The organism is Thalassospira mesophila, from assembly GCF_002115755.1.
Lineage (GTDB): Bacteria > Pseudomonadota > Alphaproteobacteria > Rhodospirillales > Thalassospiraceae > Thalassospira > Thalassospira mesophila.
In genome coordinates this window covers 34,693-51,161 of the sequence record NZ_JFKA01000013.1, presented here as the reverse complement: position 1 = coordinate 51,161, position 16,469 = coordinate 34,693, and the positions used below count along the sequence as shown (strand labels likewise).

Here is a 16,469-nt window from a genome sequence, read left to right as displayed (position 1 = left end):
CGGGCGTCTTGGCGGACTGGTATCAGTTGGTTGGTGCGATATCTTCGTACTCTACATCAATTGCATTTTTCATCGTCATTTGGCCCGTGCGTGTTCTTGCGTGAGGCGGCATACGGGTTATTGGCAACATGTTTGTAACCGCCGTGCGCAGCACAATCATTGCAGCCGTTGCGACCAGTAAACAAACGGCGATGCCGCCCGCGACAGCGCAGACCATAACAGCACCAATCATGCGTATTTTTTGCACAATGATCTTCATCGCATTCCTCTTGGTTTGCAGGGGCATCATGGTTATGACCCGGGAACATCGCGACCGGTTTGCTGAAATCTTACAAATTTGTAAGTTGCAGGCGTTTATTGGAAATGCGTCTTCAAAATGTCACGTTTCAGGGTGTGATTGGCGGGTGCCAAACGCCAAAATTTTTAAATGTCGACAGCAAGTGACGAAAGAATAGTCTTTAATGGAAATTGCCAATTTTATTGAACATTGGAACCGCCAGTTTTTTCTGGTTCTAAACGGCCCGCAAAACCCCGACTTTACAATATTGGCCATTGCCCGCCTGTTGGCAGAAGATGCAATTTATCTGGTACCAGTATGGTTGGTCTGGCTGTGGCTGCGCGGCGACCCTGCCCGGCGCGGTGGCCTGTTGATGGCTTTTGTTGCTGCCGAAATTGCGCTGCTAATCAATCAGTTGATCCCGTTGGTCTGGTTTCATCCGCGCCCGTTTATGATCCCGCTGGGCCATACATTTGTGACCCACGCTGCAGACAGTTCGTTCCCCAGTGACCATATTGCCTTTCTGGCCGGTATTGCGATTGGGCTGGTGTGCTGGCGGGGCGGGCGCAAAAGTGGCCTTGTCATTGGCGCGATGGCCGTTCCGGTGGCATGGGCGCGTATCTATCTGGGTATTCATTTTCCGCTTGATATGATCGGTGCCGTTATCGTAGCCGCCGTCGCGACGGTTATTTCAATGCCACTTTGGCCCTATGTAAACGGGGTCATCATGCCAAAGCTGGTGACGCCGGTTTATCGCCGTGTCTTTTCCTGGCCGATCCGGCGCGGCTGGGTCCGTGATTAGGCGGAGGAAAGCGGCCCTCCATCTTTTGTGTCTATCGTTCGCGCAAACCCCGTTTTCGAGCGTTGTTTGGTAGCGTTACGGTTGCCGTTCATGATGGTAGGGCGGGGTATGGCGCAAGCACTTCGGTTGAGGTCGCACCGTGATAGACCAACCTACCGTCGTGGTCATGGATACTTTCACAATGACGAGAAAGCTGATGCACAGTCGAGGGACAACCACCGTTCATTGCTACCAGTTTTAGGGCCGATATTTAACAGTGTCATTTGTGACACCCTAAGGTGTGGTGCGGGTAGCAGCGGCCAGATGACGTCGGTGGTCGCGGATTAAAGCCAATGCAGGGCCGGAAATTTATAGCAAATCGAGCTGGATGGCGTGCGGGACGGATTTTACGCTGTGGTTCTGCTTGTTAAGCAAAAATTGCTGCGAAAAAGTTTCATTAATGCTGGTTTGATTTTGCCGGGCAGCCGCTGGCATACGGTCCAGATGAAATGAATTTGGCGGTGTAAGCCGGTATTCCGCCAAGCGGCCCCTGGCCGAAACCGGATGATATTCCCCCAGCGCGTCAATATACCGCACCGACAATAACCCGCCTCGTACAAGCTCGTTTAACACCCGCGACACATTTGCCAGCGTTGGCGAGCGGACTTCCTTTAAAAAACTGTCAATCGCCCGTTCACGCGCTTGCCGCATCTGGTTATAGGAAATGTGGCCGTTTGCATGCGACGTTTCAAGTTGCAAAAGCTGAAGGTCGAGGTCTCGCTGTCGTTCAATCAACCGTTCAGTGCGGGCCAGATTGCGCGCCGGATAGGCATGGCTGCGATCCACGGCCGCGGCAAGTTCGGCCCGGCTGGCGTCAATCAAACCGTTATCGCGGGCATGTGCCAGCAACACCAGAATAAGGGCGCTGGCAAATCGCGGGCGGGTGCTTTTCTGGGCAGCGGACTGAAGTCGATCAAGATAGGGATTTTGCATGTTCTCACCATGGAAACCTAACAAAATCATAGAGTCGCCGCGACTCCAATGCAAGACAAAACATGAACATTTTAGGGTGTCACAGCAGGCAGGGTACCATTTTAAAATGGTACCCTGCCTGCTGGTCTCAGATTAGGGCGTGAAGAGCCAAAGTACAAAACACGCGAGTGCAGGGCTGCCGACTGGTTTGGTTTTGGCCGCGATAGCGGTCGTTAACCGTTACGCACTTATCAAGGGACAGGCGATTTGGGATGCGAGTGCAGTGTCGCACTGGTCATCGCTACAGATCATGTCAAACTGGTCAAGCTTGGCAAAAAGCATTGGTTTGATGACATTGAATTTGGTTGAATCAACCACCAGAATTTTGTTCGCAGCCGTGCGCAAGACCGCTTTTTTGATATCCACTTCGTGCGGGTTGGAACAACTGACCCCGCGCGTGGTATTCACCCCGCCTGCCGACATAAAGGCGGTGTTGATATTAAGATCAAGAATGGCATTCACACTGTTGCTGTCAGCAAAAGACGCCGAAGACGCATGATACATGCCGCCAAGCATGATGACGCGCAGGCCGCGTTTTTTACATAAAATTTCGGCAACATTGATTGAATAGCATACCGCTGTAATGTCTTTGTTTTCTGGCAGGGCATTGGCCAGATACGGGATGGTCGTACCGCAATCCAGAAACAGGGTATCGCCGGGTTTGATGTGCCGGGCTGCGATCTGGCACGCCATGCGCTTCAAATCGGTGTGTTCACTGCGCTCGCGGTCCAGGATATAGCCCAAACCACCCGCCATGGGTGATTTAAGGGTAATATAGCCGCCCAGATAGGTGAATGTATTTTCACAGGCGGCAACATCCCGGCGTACCGTCATTTCAGATACCCCTAAAAGGTCTGCGGCATCCTTTAACCGGATCACGTTGCTGACCTCAAGCGAGCGAGCAAGGGTTTCTATTCGGTCCAGTGATTTTGTCGACATTCAGACTCCGTTCATGGCCGCGCCTGCGCAAGGGCGTTATATGATCTCATTGCGGCGTCGCTGGCACGCTTAAAGTGAGTTTGTCGAAGAACATTTCCCATCAAACACTTCAACACAAGTAACCGATCACGATCAGGTAGGAAATAAGGTGAAACGCTTCTGCCAAAGTATGTTTTTGGCTTGACCTGATGGTAGCGCGATGACAGGATCATTTCAACAAATGTTATAAAGTTAACAAAATGTGGCGAGCCTGTTGGTCGCCACCTAGGGAAAAGTCCAAATGTCTAACGGTCAGAATACGCTCGCTGCGCGTGATCTTGCAGCCTATATTGATCACACCCTTTTGGCCGCCGATGCGACGCCTGATCAAATCATTTCCTTATGCACCGATGCCCGCACCCATGCCTTCAAGGCGGTGTGTGTGAACCCGATTTATGTGCCGCTGGTGGTGCGTGAATTGGCCGGAACCGACGTTTTGACGTGCTCGGTTGTGTGCTTTCCGTTTGGTGCTGACCCGGCTTCGGCCAAGGTTTCCGAAACCCGCTGGGCTGTTGAACAGGGTGCGCGCGAAATCGATATGGTTATTGCGCTGGGCTTGCTTAAAAGTGGCGACACTGATGGCGTGCGTGCCGATATAGCCGCGGTAAAAGACGCCTGCGGCGATGCGGTTCTTAAGGTTATTATTGAAACGGCCCTTTTAACCGACGAACAAAAAGTGCTGGCGTGCGAGCTTTCCAAACAGGCCGGTGCCGATTTTGTTAAAACCTCGACCGGGTTTGCCGGCGGCGGCGCCACGGTTGAAGATATTGCATTGATGCGCAAAACCGTTGGGCCAGACCTTGGTGTGAAAGCATCGGGTGGTGTTCGCACCACCGAGGATGCTCTTAAAATGATCGCGGCCGGGGCATCGCGTATTGGCGCAAGTGCCAGCATCAAGATTATCGGCCAGTAAAACAGAATTTGGCGGGGGTTCCGTTGGACCCGCCAGGGTTTTCTACCCGTCTTTTTAACGGACCGTATAAATCGCGCTCTTGCGATCTATGCCAACAAGATGCAGAAAACTGCCACATAAAAAACGATTACAATTTGGAGGTAACTAATGAACAAGCTTCTTTCGTCGCTTGTCGTCGCCGGGACCCTGTTAACAGGGGCAGCCCACGCCGACGAAGCGGTAAAAACGCCGGATATTATCCAGAAATTTACATCCGAAGCCACCGGCAAGGAATATTCCATTGCCACCGTGGTCAAGGTTGACGGCATTGCCTGGTTTGACCGCATGCGTGAAGGCGTCAAACAGTTTGGCAAAGATACCGGCCACGATACCTGGATGGTCGGGCCGAGTGCAGCAGATGCCGCAGCCCAGGTGCAGCTGGTTGAAAACCTGATCGCACAGGGTGTGGACGCCATTAATATCGTGCCGTTCTCGGTCGAAGCGGTTGAACCGGTTTTGAAAAAAGCCCGCGATCGTGGCATTGTTGTGATCGCACACGAAGCCTCAAACCTTAAAAATGCCGATTACATCCTCGAAGCTTTCGACAACAAGGCATATGGTGCCAAGTTGATGGAAGTTCTGGGTAAATCGATGGGCGGCAAGGGCAAATATGTCGCTACCGTTGGCAGCCTGACGTCCAAGTCCCAGAATGAATGGATTGATGGTGCGGTTGCGTACCAGAAAGAACATTTCCCGGATATGGAAATGGTAACCAAACGTCTGGAAACCTATGACGATGCCAACACCGATTACACCAAACTTAAAGAAACCCTGACCACTTACCCGGATCTGTCGGGTATTGTCGGGGGGCCGATGCCGACTTCTGCCGGTGCAGGTCGTTTGATTGCCGAGCGCGGTTTGCAGGGCAAGCTGCACTTTGCCGGTACCGGTCTGGTTTCGGTTGCTGGTGAATACCTGGAAAATGGCGACATTCAGTATATCCAGTTCTGGGACCCGGCAGTTGCCGGTTATGCCATGAACATGCTGGCTGTAATGGCGCTTGATGGCAAAGGTGATCAGATCAAAGCTGGTCTGGATCTTGGCCTGCCGGGTTACACCAAACTCAGCACTCCTGAAGGTGGCAATGCCAACCTTGTTTATGGTCAGGGCTGGGTTGGCGTGACCAAGGAAAACATGGACAAGTATAACTTCTGATTTCATCAGATGATGAAGGCGTCCGGTTGGGCGCCTTCATTTTATTTTTGAAATTGGGCCCTTTGTTTCACGTTGACGGGCTTGTCATGTCTGAAAATTTTATTGAATTGCGAAATGTCCGCAAGGAATTTGCTGGTGTTGTCGCGCTTAACGATCTTTCGCTGACGATCCGCAAAGGCGAAATTCATTGTCTGGCCGGTGAAAACGGGTCGGGAAAGTCGACCTTGATCAAGGTCATGTCGGGTGTATATCAACCCGATGGCGGCGAAATTTCGATTGATGGCAACAAGGTTGAACATCTGTCGCCGATGGCCTCAATCGAGCATGGCGTGCAGGTTATTTATCAGGATTTTTCGCTGTTCGGTAATTTGACCGTGGCTGAAAATCTGGCCATGAACGTGCAGTTGCGCGAACAACGCCATATTCTGAACTGGCGTCGCATGCGCGAAATCGCCAAAGAAGCGGTTAGCCGCCTTGGCGTCGAGCTTGACCTTGATACAGATGTTGAAAAACTTTCAACCGCTGGCAAGCAGCTGGTGGCCATTGCCCGTGCGCTGATGTCCGATGCCCGTCTGATCATTATGGACGAGCCGACAACCGCCCTGACTGGCAAGGAAATCGAAACCCTTTTCCGGATTGTCAGGGATATCCAGTCGCGCGGCATTGCCATTTTGTTTGTCAGCCATAAAATGCGCGAAATGCTGGAAATCAGCGATCATATTACGGTTATTCGCAATGGCGAGAAAGTGGCCGACGGCCCAACCCGCGACTTTGACGAAGCCCTGATCACGCGCCATATGACCGGACTGGACATTATTTCCGAACCCTATGTCTGGGATCAGGCGCAATACGGGTCGCAGCCTGCACGGGTTGAAACACAAAACCTGTCGTTTGGTAGCGATCTTGACAATATCAATCTGTCGGTTCGCCCGGGTGAAATCGTTGGCGTTTCCGGGCTTTTGGGCTCTGGCCGTACCGAACTGGCACTGGCGCTGTTTGGTATGATGCCGGGTTATAGCGGATCAATCGCCATTAGCGGGCAGGAAACCAAACTGGCAACGCCGCAAGATGCGATCCATGCCGGTATTGCCTATGTGCCCGAAGACCGGCTTAGCGAAGGCTTGTTCCTGACCCAGGGGATTGATCGCAATATATTATCAACCAGCTATGAAAAGCTGGCGCCGGGCTTGCTGATTGACCAAAAGAAAGCGGAAGACTGGGTTGATACCATGATCCGCGATATGCAGATCGCAACCCCGACCGGCAAAAAACTGGTCAAGGAATTGTCGGGCGGCAACCAGCAGCGCGTGGTGATTGCCCGCTGGCTTTTGACCAATGCAAAATTCCTGATCCTCAACGGCCCGACCGTGGGCGTTGATGTGGGTTCCAAGGCCGAAATCCATCGCATCATTCGCGAGTTGGCCCAAAAAGAAGGGCTGGCCGTGTTGATGATATCTGATGACGTGCCGGAACTGGTCCATAATTGTAACCGTATTGTCCTGATGCACCGTGGGGCCTTCGTCGAGGAAATGGCGTCTGCCGAAACCTCCGAAGACCAGATCAGTGACAAGCTCAAGAACTTAACGTGAGGAAAAACTCGATGACCTGGTTTCAAAAATCAGAGGTGGTCATCGCGGGCATTCTTGTGCTTGCCATGGTCATTATCGGGCTGGTCAACCCCGCCTTCTGGAGCCTGGACAATATGTTCAGCCTTCTGCGCAGCAATGTCATTATTGGCATTATGGCGCTGGGCGTTTTGCTGGTGATGATATCGGGCGGGATCGATGTTTCCTTCCCCGCCTTTGCCGTTGCGGCAATGTATCTGACCGTCAAGGGTATGATCTATTTCAACTATGACGGGGTGCTTCTGCCATTTGTTGCGGCGGCCACAATGGGGGCGCTGTTTGGCTGCCTGAATGCGTTTTTTGTTTATAAATTTCGCATGATACCGCTGATCGTGACCTTGGGCACGGGCAGCATGGTGCGCGGGTTTTTGTTAGGTGTGGTTGGCACCAGCATGATCAACATTAACAAAATGCCCGATGCGCTGATTGAATTTGGCAAATCCGATATCGTTAACATGGTCAAAGCCGATGGCAGCACCTATGGCCTGACGGCGATGATTTTGGTTTATGTCGGTTTGGCCATTGCCCTGCATCTGGTGCTGCGCCATACCATGATTGGCCGTGGGGTTTATGCCCTGGGCGGCGACCCGGAGGCTGCAAGCCGGGTTGGCTTTAACATTCGTAAAATCACGTTTTTCATTTATTGCGTTGCCGGGGCCTTAGCTGGTTTTGCCGGTTTGCTTCATAGCGGCATGATCTGGCTTGCCAATCCGCGCGATTTTGTCGGGCTGGAGCTCGACGTGATTGCGGCTGTTGTTCTGGGCGGGGCCTCCATTTTTGGCGGGCGCGGTTCGGTTCTGGGCACGATGCTGGGCGTGTTTATGCTGGTGATGGTTAAAAACAGCCTGATCATTATGAAAATCGATACCACCTGGCAGCGCGTTGTTGTCGGTGTCATCATTGTCATTGCCACAGCCATCACGGCATGGCGTGACCGCCGTGCGAACGCGTGAGGAGGCCGATATGAAACGTCAAATGGATTTTCGCAGCCTGCTCAACCGGGACAATAACATCGTTCAGCTGATCGCGATGACGATCCTGATCTTTGTGGTTATGACAGCACTTAGCCCCGACAAGTTCCTGCGGTATTACAACTTTGAATCCATCACCTATATTTTTCCCGAACTGGGCCTGTTATCGATTGCGATGATGATTGCAATGTTGACCGGCGGTATTGATTTGTCCGTCATTGGCATTGCCAATCTGTCGGGCATTTTTGCCGGGGTGATGTTTAAAAAATTCGCCACCGATGCCGGTGTTGCTGATACCGGTTTTGGTATTGTGCTGTTGGGCGCGGTCATTGCGCTGGGCACGGGCCTTGTCGCCGGGGCATTAAACGGGTTGTTAATTACCCGGCTTAAAATTACGCCAATTCTGGCTACCCTTGGCACCGGGCAAATATTCACCGGCCTTGCCATTGTTATGACCGGTGGCCCCGCCATTGTTGGCTTTCCCAATGCCTGGGCCTTTATTGGCAATGGAAAAATTCTGGGTCTGGCAACACCATTTGTGCTGTTTATCGTGCTGGCCTGCCTGATCGCGTTTATCCTGCGCCGCACGACTTTTGGCATCAATCTGATGTTGATTGGCACCAACCCCAAGGCTGCCTTGTTTGCCGGTTTGAAACGCGAAAAAATGGTATTGATGAGCTATATGCTCACCGGTGTCATGGCATCCATCGCCGGGATCATCCTGTCGGGCCGCACCAATGCTGCGAAGTCCGATTATGGGACGTCCTATTTGCTTCAGGCGGTGCTGATTGCGGTTCTGGGCGGCACCAATCCGGCCGGTGGCCGGGGCACGGTTCTGGGTGTGTCGATTGCGGTTACGGCGTTGATGCTGCTGTCTAGCGGCTTTCAGATTTTACGCTTTTCCAACCATCTGATCGATTTCATCTGGGGTGTGTTTTTGTTGCTGGTCATCGCGATTAACGCCTATAAAAATCGTACACGTTAAGGGATGCAGAAAAGATGAGTGTTTCGACCCAAATCAATCTGCGCAAAAGCTATTTCGGCGATGCCGAACAGGTCATTGCGGCCCATGGCAACATGTCGGCCAGCCTGTTTCGTTATGAAAGCGGCATCGAAGCGATCCGCTTGAAAAACGGGCGCGGGCATCTGGTGATTTTGCCCTATATGGGGCAAATGATCTGGGATGCCGTGTTTGACGGTGTCGATCTGACCATGCAAAACATGTTCCGTATGCCGCGCCCGGCGGATGTGATTGTCGGCACCTATGGCTGTTTTGCTTTTCATTCCGGCCTTCTGACCAATGGCTGCCCCGGGCCAACCGACACCCATCCATTACACGGCGAAATGCCGTGCGCGCCAATGGATAGTGCTTCTATCGAATTTGGGTCCGATGATGAAGGGGCCTATATGGCCGTCACCGGTACGCGCGAATATGTCATGGGTTTTGGTGCCCATTACATGGCCCGTCCCCGTGTGGTTTTGCGGCCCGATTCAACGCTTTTCGATATTCAGATGAATGTTGAAAACCTGTCGGGTGCGGCCATGGACCTGATGTATATGTGCCACGTCAATTTCGCGTTTTGCGAAGGGGGCCGGATCATTCAACCGGCAAAATTCACGCCCGATGAAACCATTGTCCGTACCGAGGTTCCGGCGCACGTGCCGCGGAACCCCGATTATGATGCCTTTTTGCAAACTCTGGCGGCAAACCCGGCGGCAATGGAAACCATGAGCGAACCGCACCGCTACGACCCCGAACAGGTGTTTTACATTCGCAATGGCAAGGCCGACGCCAATGGCAACACATCCTATATGATGCGCAGGGTCGAAGGCGATGCCTTCCATATCACCTATAACACCAACGATTTTCCCAAAACCGTGCGCTGGGTTATGGCCAACCCCGATCAGAAGGTGTGCGCATTTGCCTTGCCGTCAACCTGCGAGCCCGAGGGCTTTAGCGCCGAACAGGGCAAGGGCAATGTGATTTCGCTGCAAAGTGGCGAAAGCCGGCATTATTCCGTGCGTCTTGGCTATGTAACCCGTGCCGACAGCGATGTGGCCGAACAAGCGATCCGCTCGCTGTAAATCAGGAGAACTAATATGGCTGGTAAAATTGCCATTGTCGGCAGCAACATGGTCGATCTGATCACTTATACCGATCGGATGCCGTTGCCCGGCGAAACCATCGAAGCCCCGCGTTTTGAAATGGGCTGTGGCGGCAAGGGTGCCAATCAGGCGATTGCCGCGGCACGCCTTGGCGCTGATGTGATGATGGTGACCAAAGTTGGCGACGATATTTTCGCCGACAACACCATCCGTAATTTTGAAAACTCCGGCATCGATACCCGGTTTGTCGACCGTGTTCCGGGCACATCAAGTGGTGTTGCGCCCATTTTTGTTGATGCGTCAGGTGAAAATTGCATTCTGATCGTCAAGGGGGCCAATGCGGAATTGTCTCCGGCTGATGTCGACCGTGCCGCCGATGCGCTAAAGGAATGCGACCTTATTTTGATGCAGCTCGAAGTGCCGCTGGAAACGGTTTATCACACCGTTGCCTTTGGCGCGAAACACGGCATTAAAACGCTGGTAAACCCGGCCCCGGCCCCTGTCGATCTTGATAGCAGCAAAATCGAAAAGGCAACGTTTCTGGTGCCAAACCAGACCGAACTTGCCACCATTTCGGGCATGGAAGTTAATTCGCTGGCCGATGCCGAAGCGGCCGCACGCAGCCTGATTGCACGTGGTGTTAAAACCGTGATCGTGACGCTGGGGGGCGATGGCGCACTGTTAATCGATGGCGATAATGACGCGGTGCATGTTGATCCGGTTTCGGTCAAACCGGTTGATACCACAGGCGCAGGCGATGCCTTTATCGGTAGTTTTGCGCGCTATTATGTTGAAAGCCACGATGTTAAGGCCGCCCTTAACATGGCCGTGCGCTATGCTGCCGATAGCATTACCCGACCGGGCACCCAAAAATCCTATGCCTCGGTCGAAGAATTTGAAAAGTTCTGCGCGGCACTTTAAGTCACACGCTATGGATGTTTAATTCAGGCCTTGGCATAGCCAGGGCCTGATTATTTTAGTGGCAATGAACGCTGCCAGTGCTGTTGTCCATATGGCAACATTGACCGGGGGGCGAGCTTTTTCGGCACCCGCCACCATGTTCGACCTTTTGCGGTTCAACGGTTACGCTAACCTGATGTGCATATGCAGGAATATTACCCGCCAAAACGAACAGCCCTAAAATGGCGATAGCAAAAATTCGCATGTTTCGTCCTTCCCGGGATTGTTGGGCGATTAAGCTATATTCATTATACCTTAAATAATGCCCGCTTTGTTGGAAAAACAGGCAGATTTGGCTCGCCAAAAACCGCAAACATGAACAAGTGTTTGTGACGCGATGGTATAGAGCATTCTGGGGGTGGGGATGTTTTAACCTTCATCGGCTATTCGCATCTTGAAGTTGTGCGCCATCAATGGTGTGATGATTACCACATATCGTGACCGCGAATTATTCCCAAGGAGCCACCATGTCTTTTCCCCTGTTTGACCTTACCGGACGCCGCGCCCTTATCACAGGATCGGGGCAGGGGATTGGTTATGCGCTGGCGCGCGGATTGGCACAGCATGGGGCCAAAGTTGTGATTAATGGTCGCAACGCGGAAAGAACCCACGCCGCTGCCGACGAATTGCGGGCAGAGGGTGCTGATATTGCAGTTTCAATTTTTGATGTCACCGATGCATCTGCTGTTTCTAATGCGATAGACGAAATCGAGCAGGATCACGGCCAAATTGATATTCTGATCAATAATGCCGGGATGCAGTTTCGCACGCCGCTGGAGGACTTCCCGCTTGATCAGTGGGAAAAGCTGATGCAAACCAACATTTCCAGCCTGTTTTATGTTGGTCAGGCGGTTGCCAAAAAAATGATCCCGCGGGGGGCTGGGCGGATTATCAATATGGCCTCGGTGCAAAGTGCATTGGCCCGCCCCGGTATTGCACCCTATACTGCGACCAAAGGGGCTGTGCGCAACCTTACCAGTGGCATGGCAACCGATTGGGCCAAATATGGCTTGCGCGTCAACGCTATTGCGCCGGGCTATTTTAAAACTCCGCTGAACGAAGCCCTGATCAATGATGCTGAATTTTCCGAATGGCTGGCAAAACGGACCCCGGTCGGGCGTTGGGGCAATGTTGATGAACTGGTAGGGGCGGCTGTGTTTTTAGGTTCGGACGCTGCCAGCTTTGTTAATGGTCACACTTTGTTTGTCGATGGCGGGATCAGTATTTCGCTGTAAACATTTCCAAACCCGCCAGCATCCGGGCGACCATTGATGATGGTCGTCAGGTTTGCCCCATTACACCGGCAAGCGCGAAACCACATCGAGCACCGGGCGCAAATGGCGCGAAATAATGCCAATGGCGGAATCTTCATCAAAATTTTCCAGTGCAACAATCAGGTCGTGATGTTCCTGATCAATTGTTTCGGCGCGCGCGGGCTGTACCCGCATGGCGGCAATGGCAACGCGTTGCTGGCGCACCTGCAAGGACCCGTAAAGTTCAACTAAAACCGCATTATTGATGGTGGCAACGATGCTGCGGTGAAATGCCTGATCATATTCAGCGCGCTGGACAAAATCCTGGCTTTTGCTGGTAACGCACATTTTTTCGTATAAATCGCGCAAAACGGTGGGGATCGGCAAGCGTTCCTGGCAAATCCGCTGCATGGCGTGCGTTTCAATCAAACGGCGGCTTTCATAAACTTCAATCAGTTCCTGTGCCGTAATTTGCCGCACCACCGCGCCACGCCGGGGCGTCAGGCTGATATAATGGTCGCTTTGCAAACGGTGCAGGGCTTCGCGCACCGGTGTACGCGACACGCCAACCGCGTCCGATACGATTTTTTCTTCGATGAAATCACCGCCGCGCCATTCGCCATTTAAAATTTTCCCCCGAACATAGTCATAGACAAGTTCCTTGGCCGGTCTTTTGGGGCCGTCTTCCGTGCTTTTTGTCTTGCGGGCTGCTTGCGTCATGTTTCCTCGTTCGGGTTCGTTTTTGTCCCAAAGCAGAATTACACCACACAGACGGGGTAGACAACGAAATATTTTTTTTGTACATGTCATGTATACACGGTGAATAACGTTTCTCGAAAAGGACAAAAAATGCGTGTCGCCATCTGCCAGTTGAACTCTCAGGACGATAAGGAAGTAAACCTTGCCACCGCTGAAAAGCTGGTGCGCGAGGCGGCGGCTGATAAGGCCGATTTGGTTGCTTTGCCCGAATACACCGATTACCAGGGCCCGAAAGAAGGTGCCCTTGCATCCGCCGAACCGGAAGACGGCCCCACCACCCAACGGTTTTCGGCCCTTGCGGCTGAACTGGGTGTCAACATTCTGTTAGGTTCGATCCGCATTCAAACCGAAGATCCTGCCCGCTGCAATAACCGCAGCTTCCTGTTCGGGCGCGATGGCAAGGTGGTTGCGCAATATAACAAGCTGCATCTTTATGATGTCGATCTGCCGGGTCGGATCACGTATCGCGAATCAGATACCGTCATGCCGGGACAAGATATTGTCATGGGCGAGGTCGATGGCCACAAAGCGGGCCTGTCGATTTGTTATGATGTTCGTTTCCCGGAATTGTTCCGTTTGCAGGCCCTTCAGGGTGCGAAAATCCTGTTCGTTCCGGCCGCTTTCGCCCTTTATACCGGGCGCGATCACTGGGATGTGCTGTTGCGCGCCCGTGCCATTGAAAACCAGTGCTTTGTTATCGCACCGGGGCAGTTCGGCCCGTATCCGCCCGCTGGGGCGTGCAATGGTCGCAGCATCATTATCGATCCGTGGGGTAATGTTTTGACCCGCATGGCCGATAAGGTTGGCTACGCCATTGCCGATCTGGATTTTTCGATGCAGACCAAAACCCGCGAAGAATTGCCATCTTTGGGCAACCGTCGCGCCGATATTTACGATTTGAAAACCGCGTAACCCCCACCGGTGCGTCCATGCCGGGCGCACCGTTACGTCTTTCAAACGCCCTCACGCCACCATTTGACGATATAAAAAAGGTCCTGCAATGAACGCTTCCAAATACGGTTTCTGGATGTCATCGCCCAATTTTGCTGCCGCCGAAATGGCACGGCTTGCCGGGTACGAGTTTATTATTCTTGATATCGAACATGGTTCGTTCGACTTGCAGGACCTTGAACGCTTGATCCCGTTTTTAAAGGCCATTGGCTTTGAAGTGCTGGCAAAGGTGCTGGGCCCCGAACGCGGTCCAATCCAGCAAGCGCTTGATTTTGGGGCGGATGCGGTTGTTATCCCCCATATCCTTAGCAAGGCCCACGCCGAAGAAATTTGTGCCTTTGCCAAATTCCCGCCCTTGGGTGACAGAAGCTTTGCTGGCGGGCGCACATCGTCCTATACCGGGTTTAATGACGAATGGGTTGCCACCCAGGATACCAAAACCCGTTGTTATCCCATGATCGAAGATCACGGCGCGATTGAAGAAATCGAAGGCATTTTGTCCTTGCCCACCGTGGATGGTGTTTTTGTTGGTCCGTCAGATTTGTCACTGCGTCGCGAACGGGGTGCCTATTCGCGTAAACCGGGCGACTTTGACGATCTCGCCAAGGTGGCCGCGGCCGCCACAGCCAGCGGCAAGGTTTGGGCGTTGCCCGCATGGAGCCCCGAAGAAAAGGCGTTCGCCCATAATAACGGTGCCGGATATTCCGTTTTGATTATGGAGCACGGCGCGATATTTCAGGGGCTGAAAACGGCCATGAACGACATGAACGAGATATCTGGAAAATGACGGAAAAAAGCACGTCTTTCATTGCGCGTCTTGACGGGGGCATGACCCGGCTGGGGCGCTGGTTATCGTGGGTTTCGGCGGCATTGATTGTTTATATGCTGTGCCATATCGCGCTGGAAATTGTGCTGCGCGCGTTCTTCGATACATCGACCTTCGTTTTGGAAGAATTTGTGGGTTATGCGTTGGGCGCGATGATTTTTCTCGCCCTTGCCGCAAGCCACACCGAAGACCGGTTGATCCGCGTGAACCTGCTTAAAAACATTCTGGGACCACGCGGGCGCGAAATCGCCGATGCCTTTGCCAATCTGGCGGCGTTGGCGGCCTGTCTTTTGTTATTTGGCGCGCTTTACAACATTTTCACCCGCAATCTGCGCTTTGGAATTACCAGTTCCAGTTTTTCCGAAACGCCGCTGTGGATACCGCAATCGCTGATCATTCTTGGCCTCGGGTTTTACATCCTGCGGCTGGCGGTCAACGTGCTGGTACATACCGAAAAATCACTAAAGGCTTAAAAAAGCCAATGCTTCAGGTGAGGTTAAATTGGACCCGTTAACATCTGCCGCGGTTGTTCTGGCCGCCATTCTACTGGTTCTTGCATCGGGCATCTGGATTTATGTCGGCCTTATTCTGGTCGCGGCAGGTTCGCTGATGTTTCTGGGCCACATGCCGCTTGACCGGGTCATGAATATTTTTGGCTCGATCATTTTGCGCAGCGCCGGGTCGTGGGAACTCTCCGCCATTCCCTTGTTTATCTGGATTGGTGAACTGATCCTTAAAACCGATATTTCGATGCGCATTTTTCGCGGCCTGGCCCCCATTGTCGGGCGGTTGCCAGGTGGATTAATCCATTCCAATGTCTTTGGCTGCACGTTGTTTTCGGCCATTTGCGGGTCCAGTGCCGCAACCACGGCCACGGTCGGTAAAATCACCATTACCGAACTGGGCAATAAAAATTACCGCGAAAGTCTGGTGCTGGGCTCATTGGCCGGGTCGGGCAGCTTGGGCCTGCTTATTCCGCCGTCCATTGTCATGATTGTTTATGGTGTTTTGGCCGAGGTGCCGATTGACCGGTTGTTTGCTGCCGGTATCCTGCCCGGTATTTTTATCGCCATTATGTTTTCGGCATACGTTGCCATTCGCTGCCTGATTTCGGGCGACCAGAACGCGCCGGGGTCACCGCAATATCGCGAAGTTGCCCCGGCTGAGGAACCGACCGAACGCTATACCCTGTGGAACAGCCTGCAGGATCTGGCGCCGATCATGCTGATTGTCGGTCTGGTTCTGGGCTCGATCTATACCGGTCTGGCAACCCCGTCTGAGGCTGCTGGTATCGGCATGGTTTGCGTGCTGGTGTTAACCGCGGTTACCCGTGCGCTGACATGGGAAGTGTTTCAGTCCTCCCTGATGAGCACCCTGCACACCAGCATCATGATTTTTACCGTGGTGATTGCGGCATCGCTGATTTCTACCGCCCTTGGTTATCTGCATATCCCGATCGAACTTGCCAATTATATCGTCGGATCAGACATTTCGCCTGGCCAGTTCATCTTGCTGACCTCGGTGTTCTTCCTGTTCCTCGGCATGATCCTCGATGGTGTTTCCATCATTGTGATGACCCTGCCAATCCTGTTTTCCATCGTGCAGGGGCTTGGCATCGATCCGATCTGGTTTGGGATTTATCTCGTGATCATGGTCGAGGTTGGCCAAATCACCCCGCCGGTTGGCTTTAACCTTATGATTATCCATTCAATTTCCGGTGTGCCGATCTCGCGCATGGCGCTTTATGCCCTGCCGTTCTGCTTTCTGATGTGTCTATGCGTGGCGATTTTCTACTTCATCCCGGAAATCGTCATGTATCTGCCAAATACGCTCTTTAATTAAA

17 protein-coding genes are annotated in these 16,469 nt (G+C 52.7%); 13 read left to right on the top strand and 4 right to left on the bottom strand.

The features are described from left to right. Positions 1-22 precede the first annotated feature (22 nt). Positions 23-259, bottom strand: a complete 237-nt coding sequence (locus TMES_RS19405) for a hypothetical protein (protein WP_143589740.1) — start codon at positions 257-259, stop codon at positions 23-25. Positions 260-461: 202 nt separating this feature from the next. Here TMES_RS19405 and TMES_RS19400 point away from each other — a divergent pair, with 202 nt between their 5' ends. Next, a complete protein-coding gene (locus TMES_RS19400) occupies positions 462-1,079 on the top strand; it encodes an undecaprenyl-diphosphatase (RefSeq protein ID WP_085585657.1) in 618 nt (205 codons plus the stop codon). Positions 1,080-1,427: 348 nt separating this feature from the next. Here the strand turns inward: TMES_RS19400 and TMES_RS19395 are convergent, their stop codons facing one another. Further along, positions 1,428-2,051, bottom strand: coding sequence for a hypothetical protein (locus tag TMES_RS19395; RefSeq protein ID WP_143589739.1), 624 nt, complete (start codon positions 2,049-2,051; stop codon positions 1,428-1,430). A gap of 219 nt (positions 2,052-2,270) precedes the next feature. Beyond that, positions 2,271-3,029 carry a DeoR/GlpR family DNA-binding transcription regulator gene (locus TMES_RS19390; protein WP_085585653.1) on the bottom strand — a complete coding sequence of 253 codons (759 nt, stop codon included), beginning with the start codon at positions 3,027-3,029 and terminating at the stop codon, positions 2,271-2,273. A 280-nt stretch (positions 3,030-3,309) separates the two neighbouring features. Here TMES_RS19390 and deoC point away from each other — a divergent pair, with 280 nt between their 5' ends. The 8 genes from deoC (at position 3,310) to TMES_RS19345 (ending at position 12,072) form a co-directional block, all read left to right on the top strand. Beyond that, positions 3,310-3,981 (top strand): deoxyribose-phosphate aldolase, encoded by a 672-nt coding sequence (gene deoC, locus TMES_RS19385; protein ID WP_085585651.1) that lies wholly within the window; start codon positions 3,310-3,312, stop codon positions 3,979-3,981. Between the two features lie 147 nt (positions 3,982-4,128). Beyond that, complete coding sequence (locus tag TMES_RS19380; protein ID WP_085585649.1) at positions 4,129-5,175, top strand: autoinducer 2 ABC transporter substrate-binding protein; 1,047 nt, start codon at positions 4,129-4,131, stop codon at positions 5,173-5,175. Positions 5,176-5,261: 86 nt separating this feature from the next. Next, positions 5,262-6,764 (top strand): sugar ABC transporter ATP-binding protein, encoded by a 1,503-nt coding sequence (locus tag TMES_RS19375; RefSeq protein WP_085585749.1) that lies wholly within the window; start codon positions 5,262-5,264, stop codon positions 6,762-6,764. A gap of 11 nt (positions 6,765-6,775) precedes the next feature. Beyond that, complete coding sequence (locus TMES_RS19370) at positions 6,776-7,753, top strand: ABC transporter permease (protein WP_085585647.1); 978 nt, start codon at positions 6,776-6,778, stop codon at positions 7,751-7,753. Between the two features lie 10 nt (positions 7,754-7,763). Next, a complete protein-coding gene (locus tag TMES_RS19365; protein ID WP_085585645.1) occupies positions 7,764-8,756 on the top strand; it encodes an ABC transporter permease in 993 nt (330 codons plus the stop codon). Positions 8,757-8,770: 14 nt separating this feature from the next. Then, positions 8,771-9,856 carry an aldose 1-epimerase family protein gene (locus TMES_RS19360; RefSeq protein WP_085585643.1) on the top strand — a complete coding sequence of 362 codons (1,086 nt, stop codon included), beginning with the start codon at positions 8,771-8,773 and terminating at the stop codon, positions 9,854-9,856. Positions 9,857-9,871: 15 nt separating this feature from the next. Then, positions 9,872-10,798 (top strand): ribokinase, encoded by a 927-nt coding sequence (gene rbsK / locus TMES_RS19355; protein ID WP_085585641.1) that lies wholly within the window; start codon positions 9,872-9,874, stop codon positions 10,796-10,798. A 506-nt stretch (positions 10,799-11,304) separates the two neighbouring features. Beyond that, complete coding sequence (locus TMES_RS19345) at positions 11,305-12,072, top strand: SDR family oxidoreductase (RefSeq protein WP_085585637.1); 768 nt, start codon at positions 11,305-11,307, stop codon at positions 12,070-12,072. Between the two features lie 60 nt (positions 12,073-12,132). Here the strand turns inward: TMES_RS19345 and TMES_RS19340 are convergent, their stop codons facing one another. Continuing rightward, complete coding sequence (locus TMES_RS19340; protein ID WP_158091276.1) at positions 12,133-12,810, bottom strand: GntR family transcriptional regulator; 678 nt, start codon at positions 12,808-12,810, stop codon at positions 12,133-12,135. Positions 12,811-12,939: 129 nt separating this feature from the next. Here TMES_RS19340 and TMES_RS19335 point away from each other — a divergent pair, with 129 nt between their 5' ends. From TMES_RS19335 to TMES_RS19320, 4 genes are all read left to right on the top strand, one after another. Next, positions 12,940-13,761, top strand: coding sequence for a carbon-nitrogen hydrolase family protein (locus TMES_RS19335; RefSeq protein WP_085585633.1), 822 nt, complete (start codon positions 12,940-12,942; stop codon positions 13,759-13,761). A gap of 88 nt (positions 13,762-13,849) precedes the next feature. Further along, positions 13,850-14,587, top strand: a complete 738-nt coding sequence (locus TMES_RS19330; RefSeq protein ID WP_085585631.1) for an HpcH/HpaI aldolase family protein — start codon at positions 13,850-13,852, stop codon at positions 14,585-14,587. Then, positions 14,584-15,099 (top strand): TRAP transporter small permease subunit, encoded by a 516-nt coding sequence (locus tag TMES_RS19325; protein WP_085585629.1) that lies wholly within the window; start codon positions 14,584-14,586, stop codon positions 15,097-15,099. The genes TMES_RS19330 and TMES_RS19325 overlap by 4 nt, the downstream gene beginning before the upstream one ends. Before the next feature lie 28 nt (positions 15,100-15,127). Then, a complete protein-coding gene (locus TMES_RS19320) occupies positions 15,128-16,468 on the top strand; it encodes a TRAP transporter large permease (RefSeq protein WP_085585627.1) in 1,341 nt (446 codons plus the stop codon). Position 16,469 lies beyond the last annotated feature (1 nt).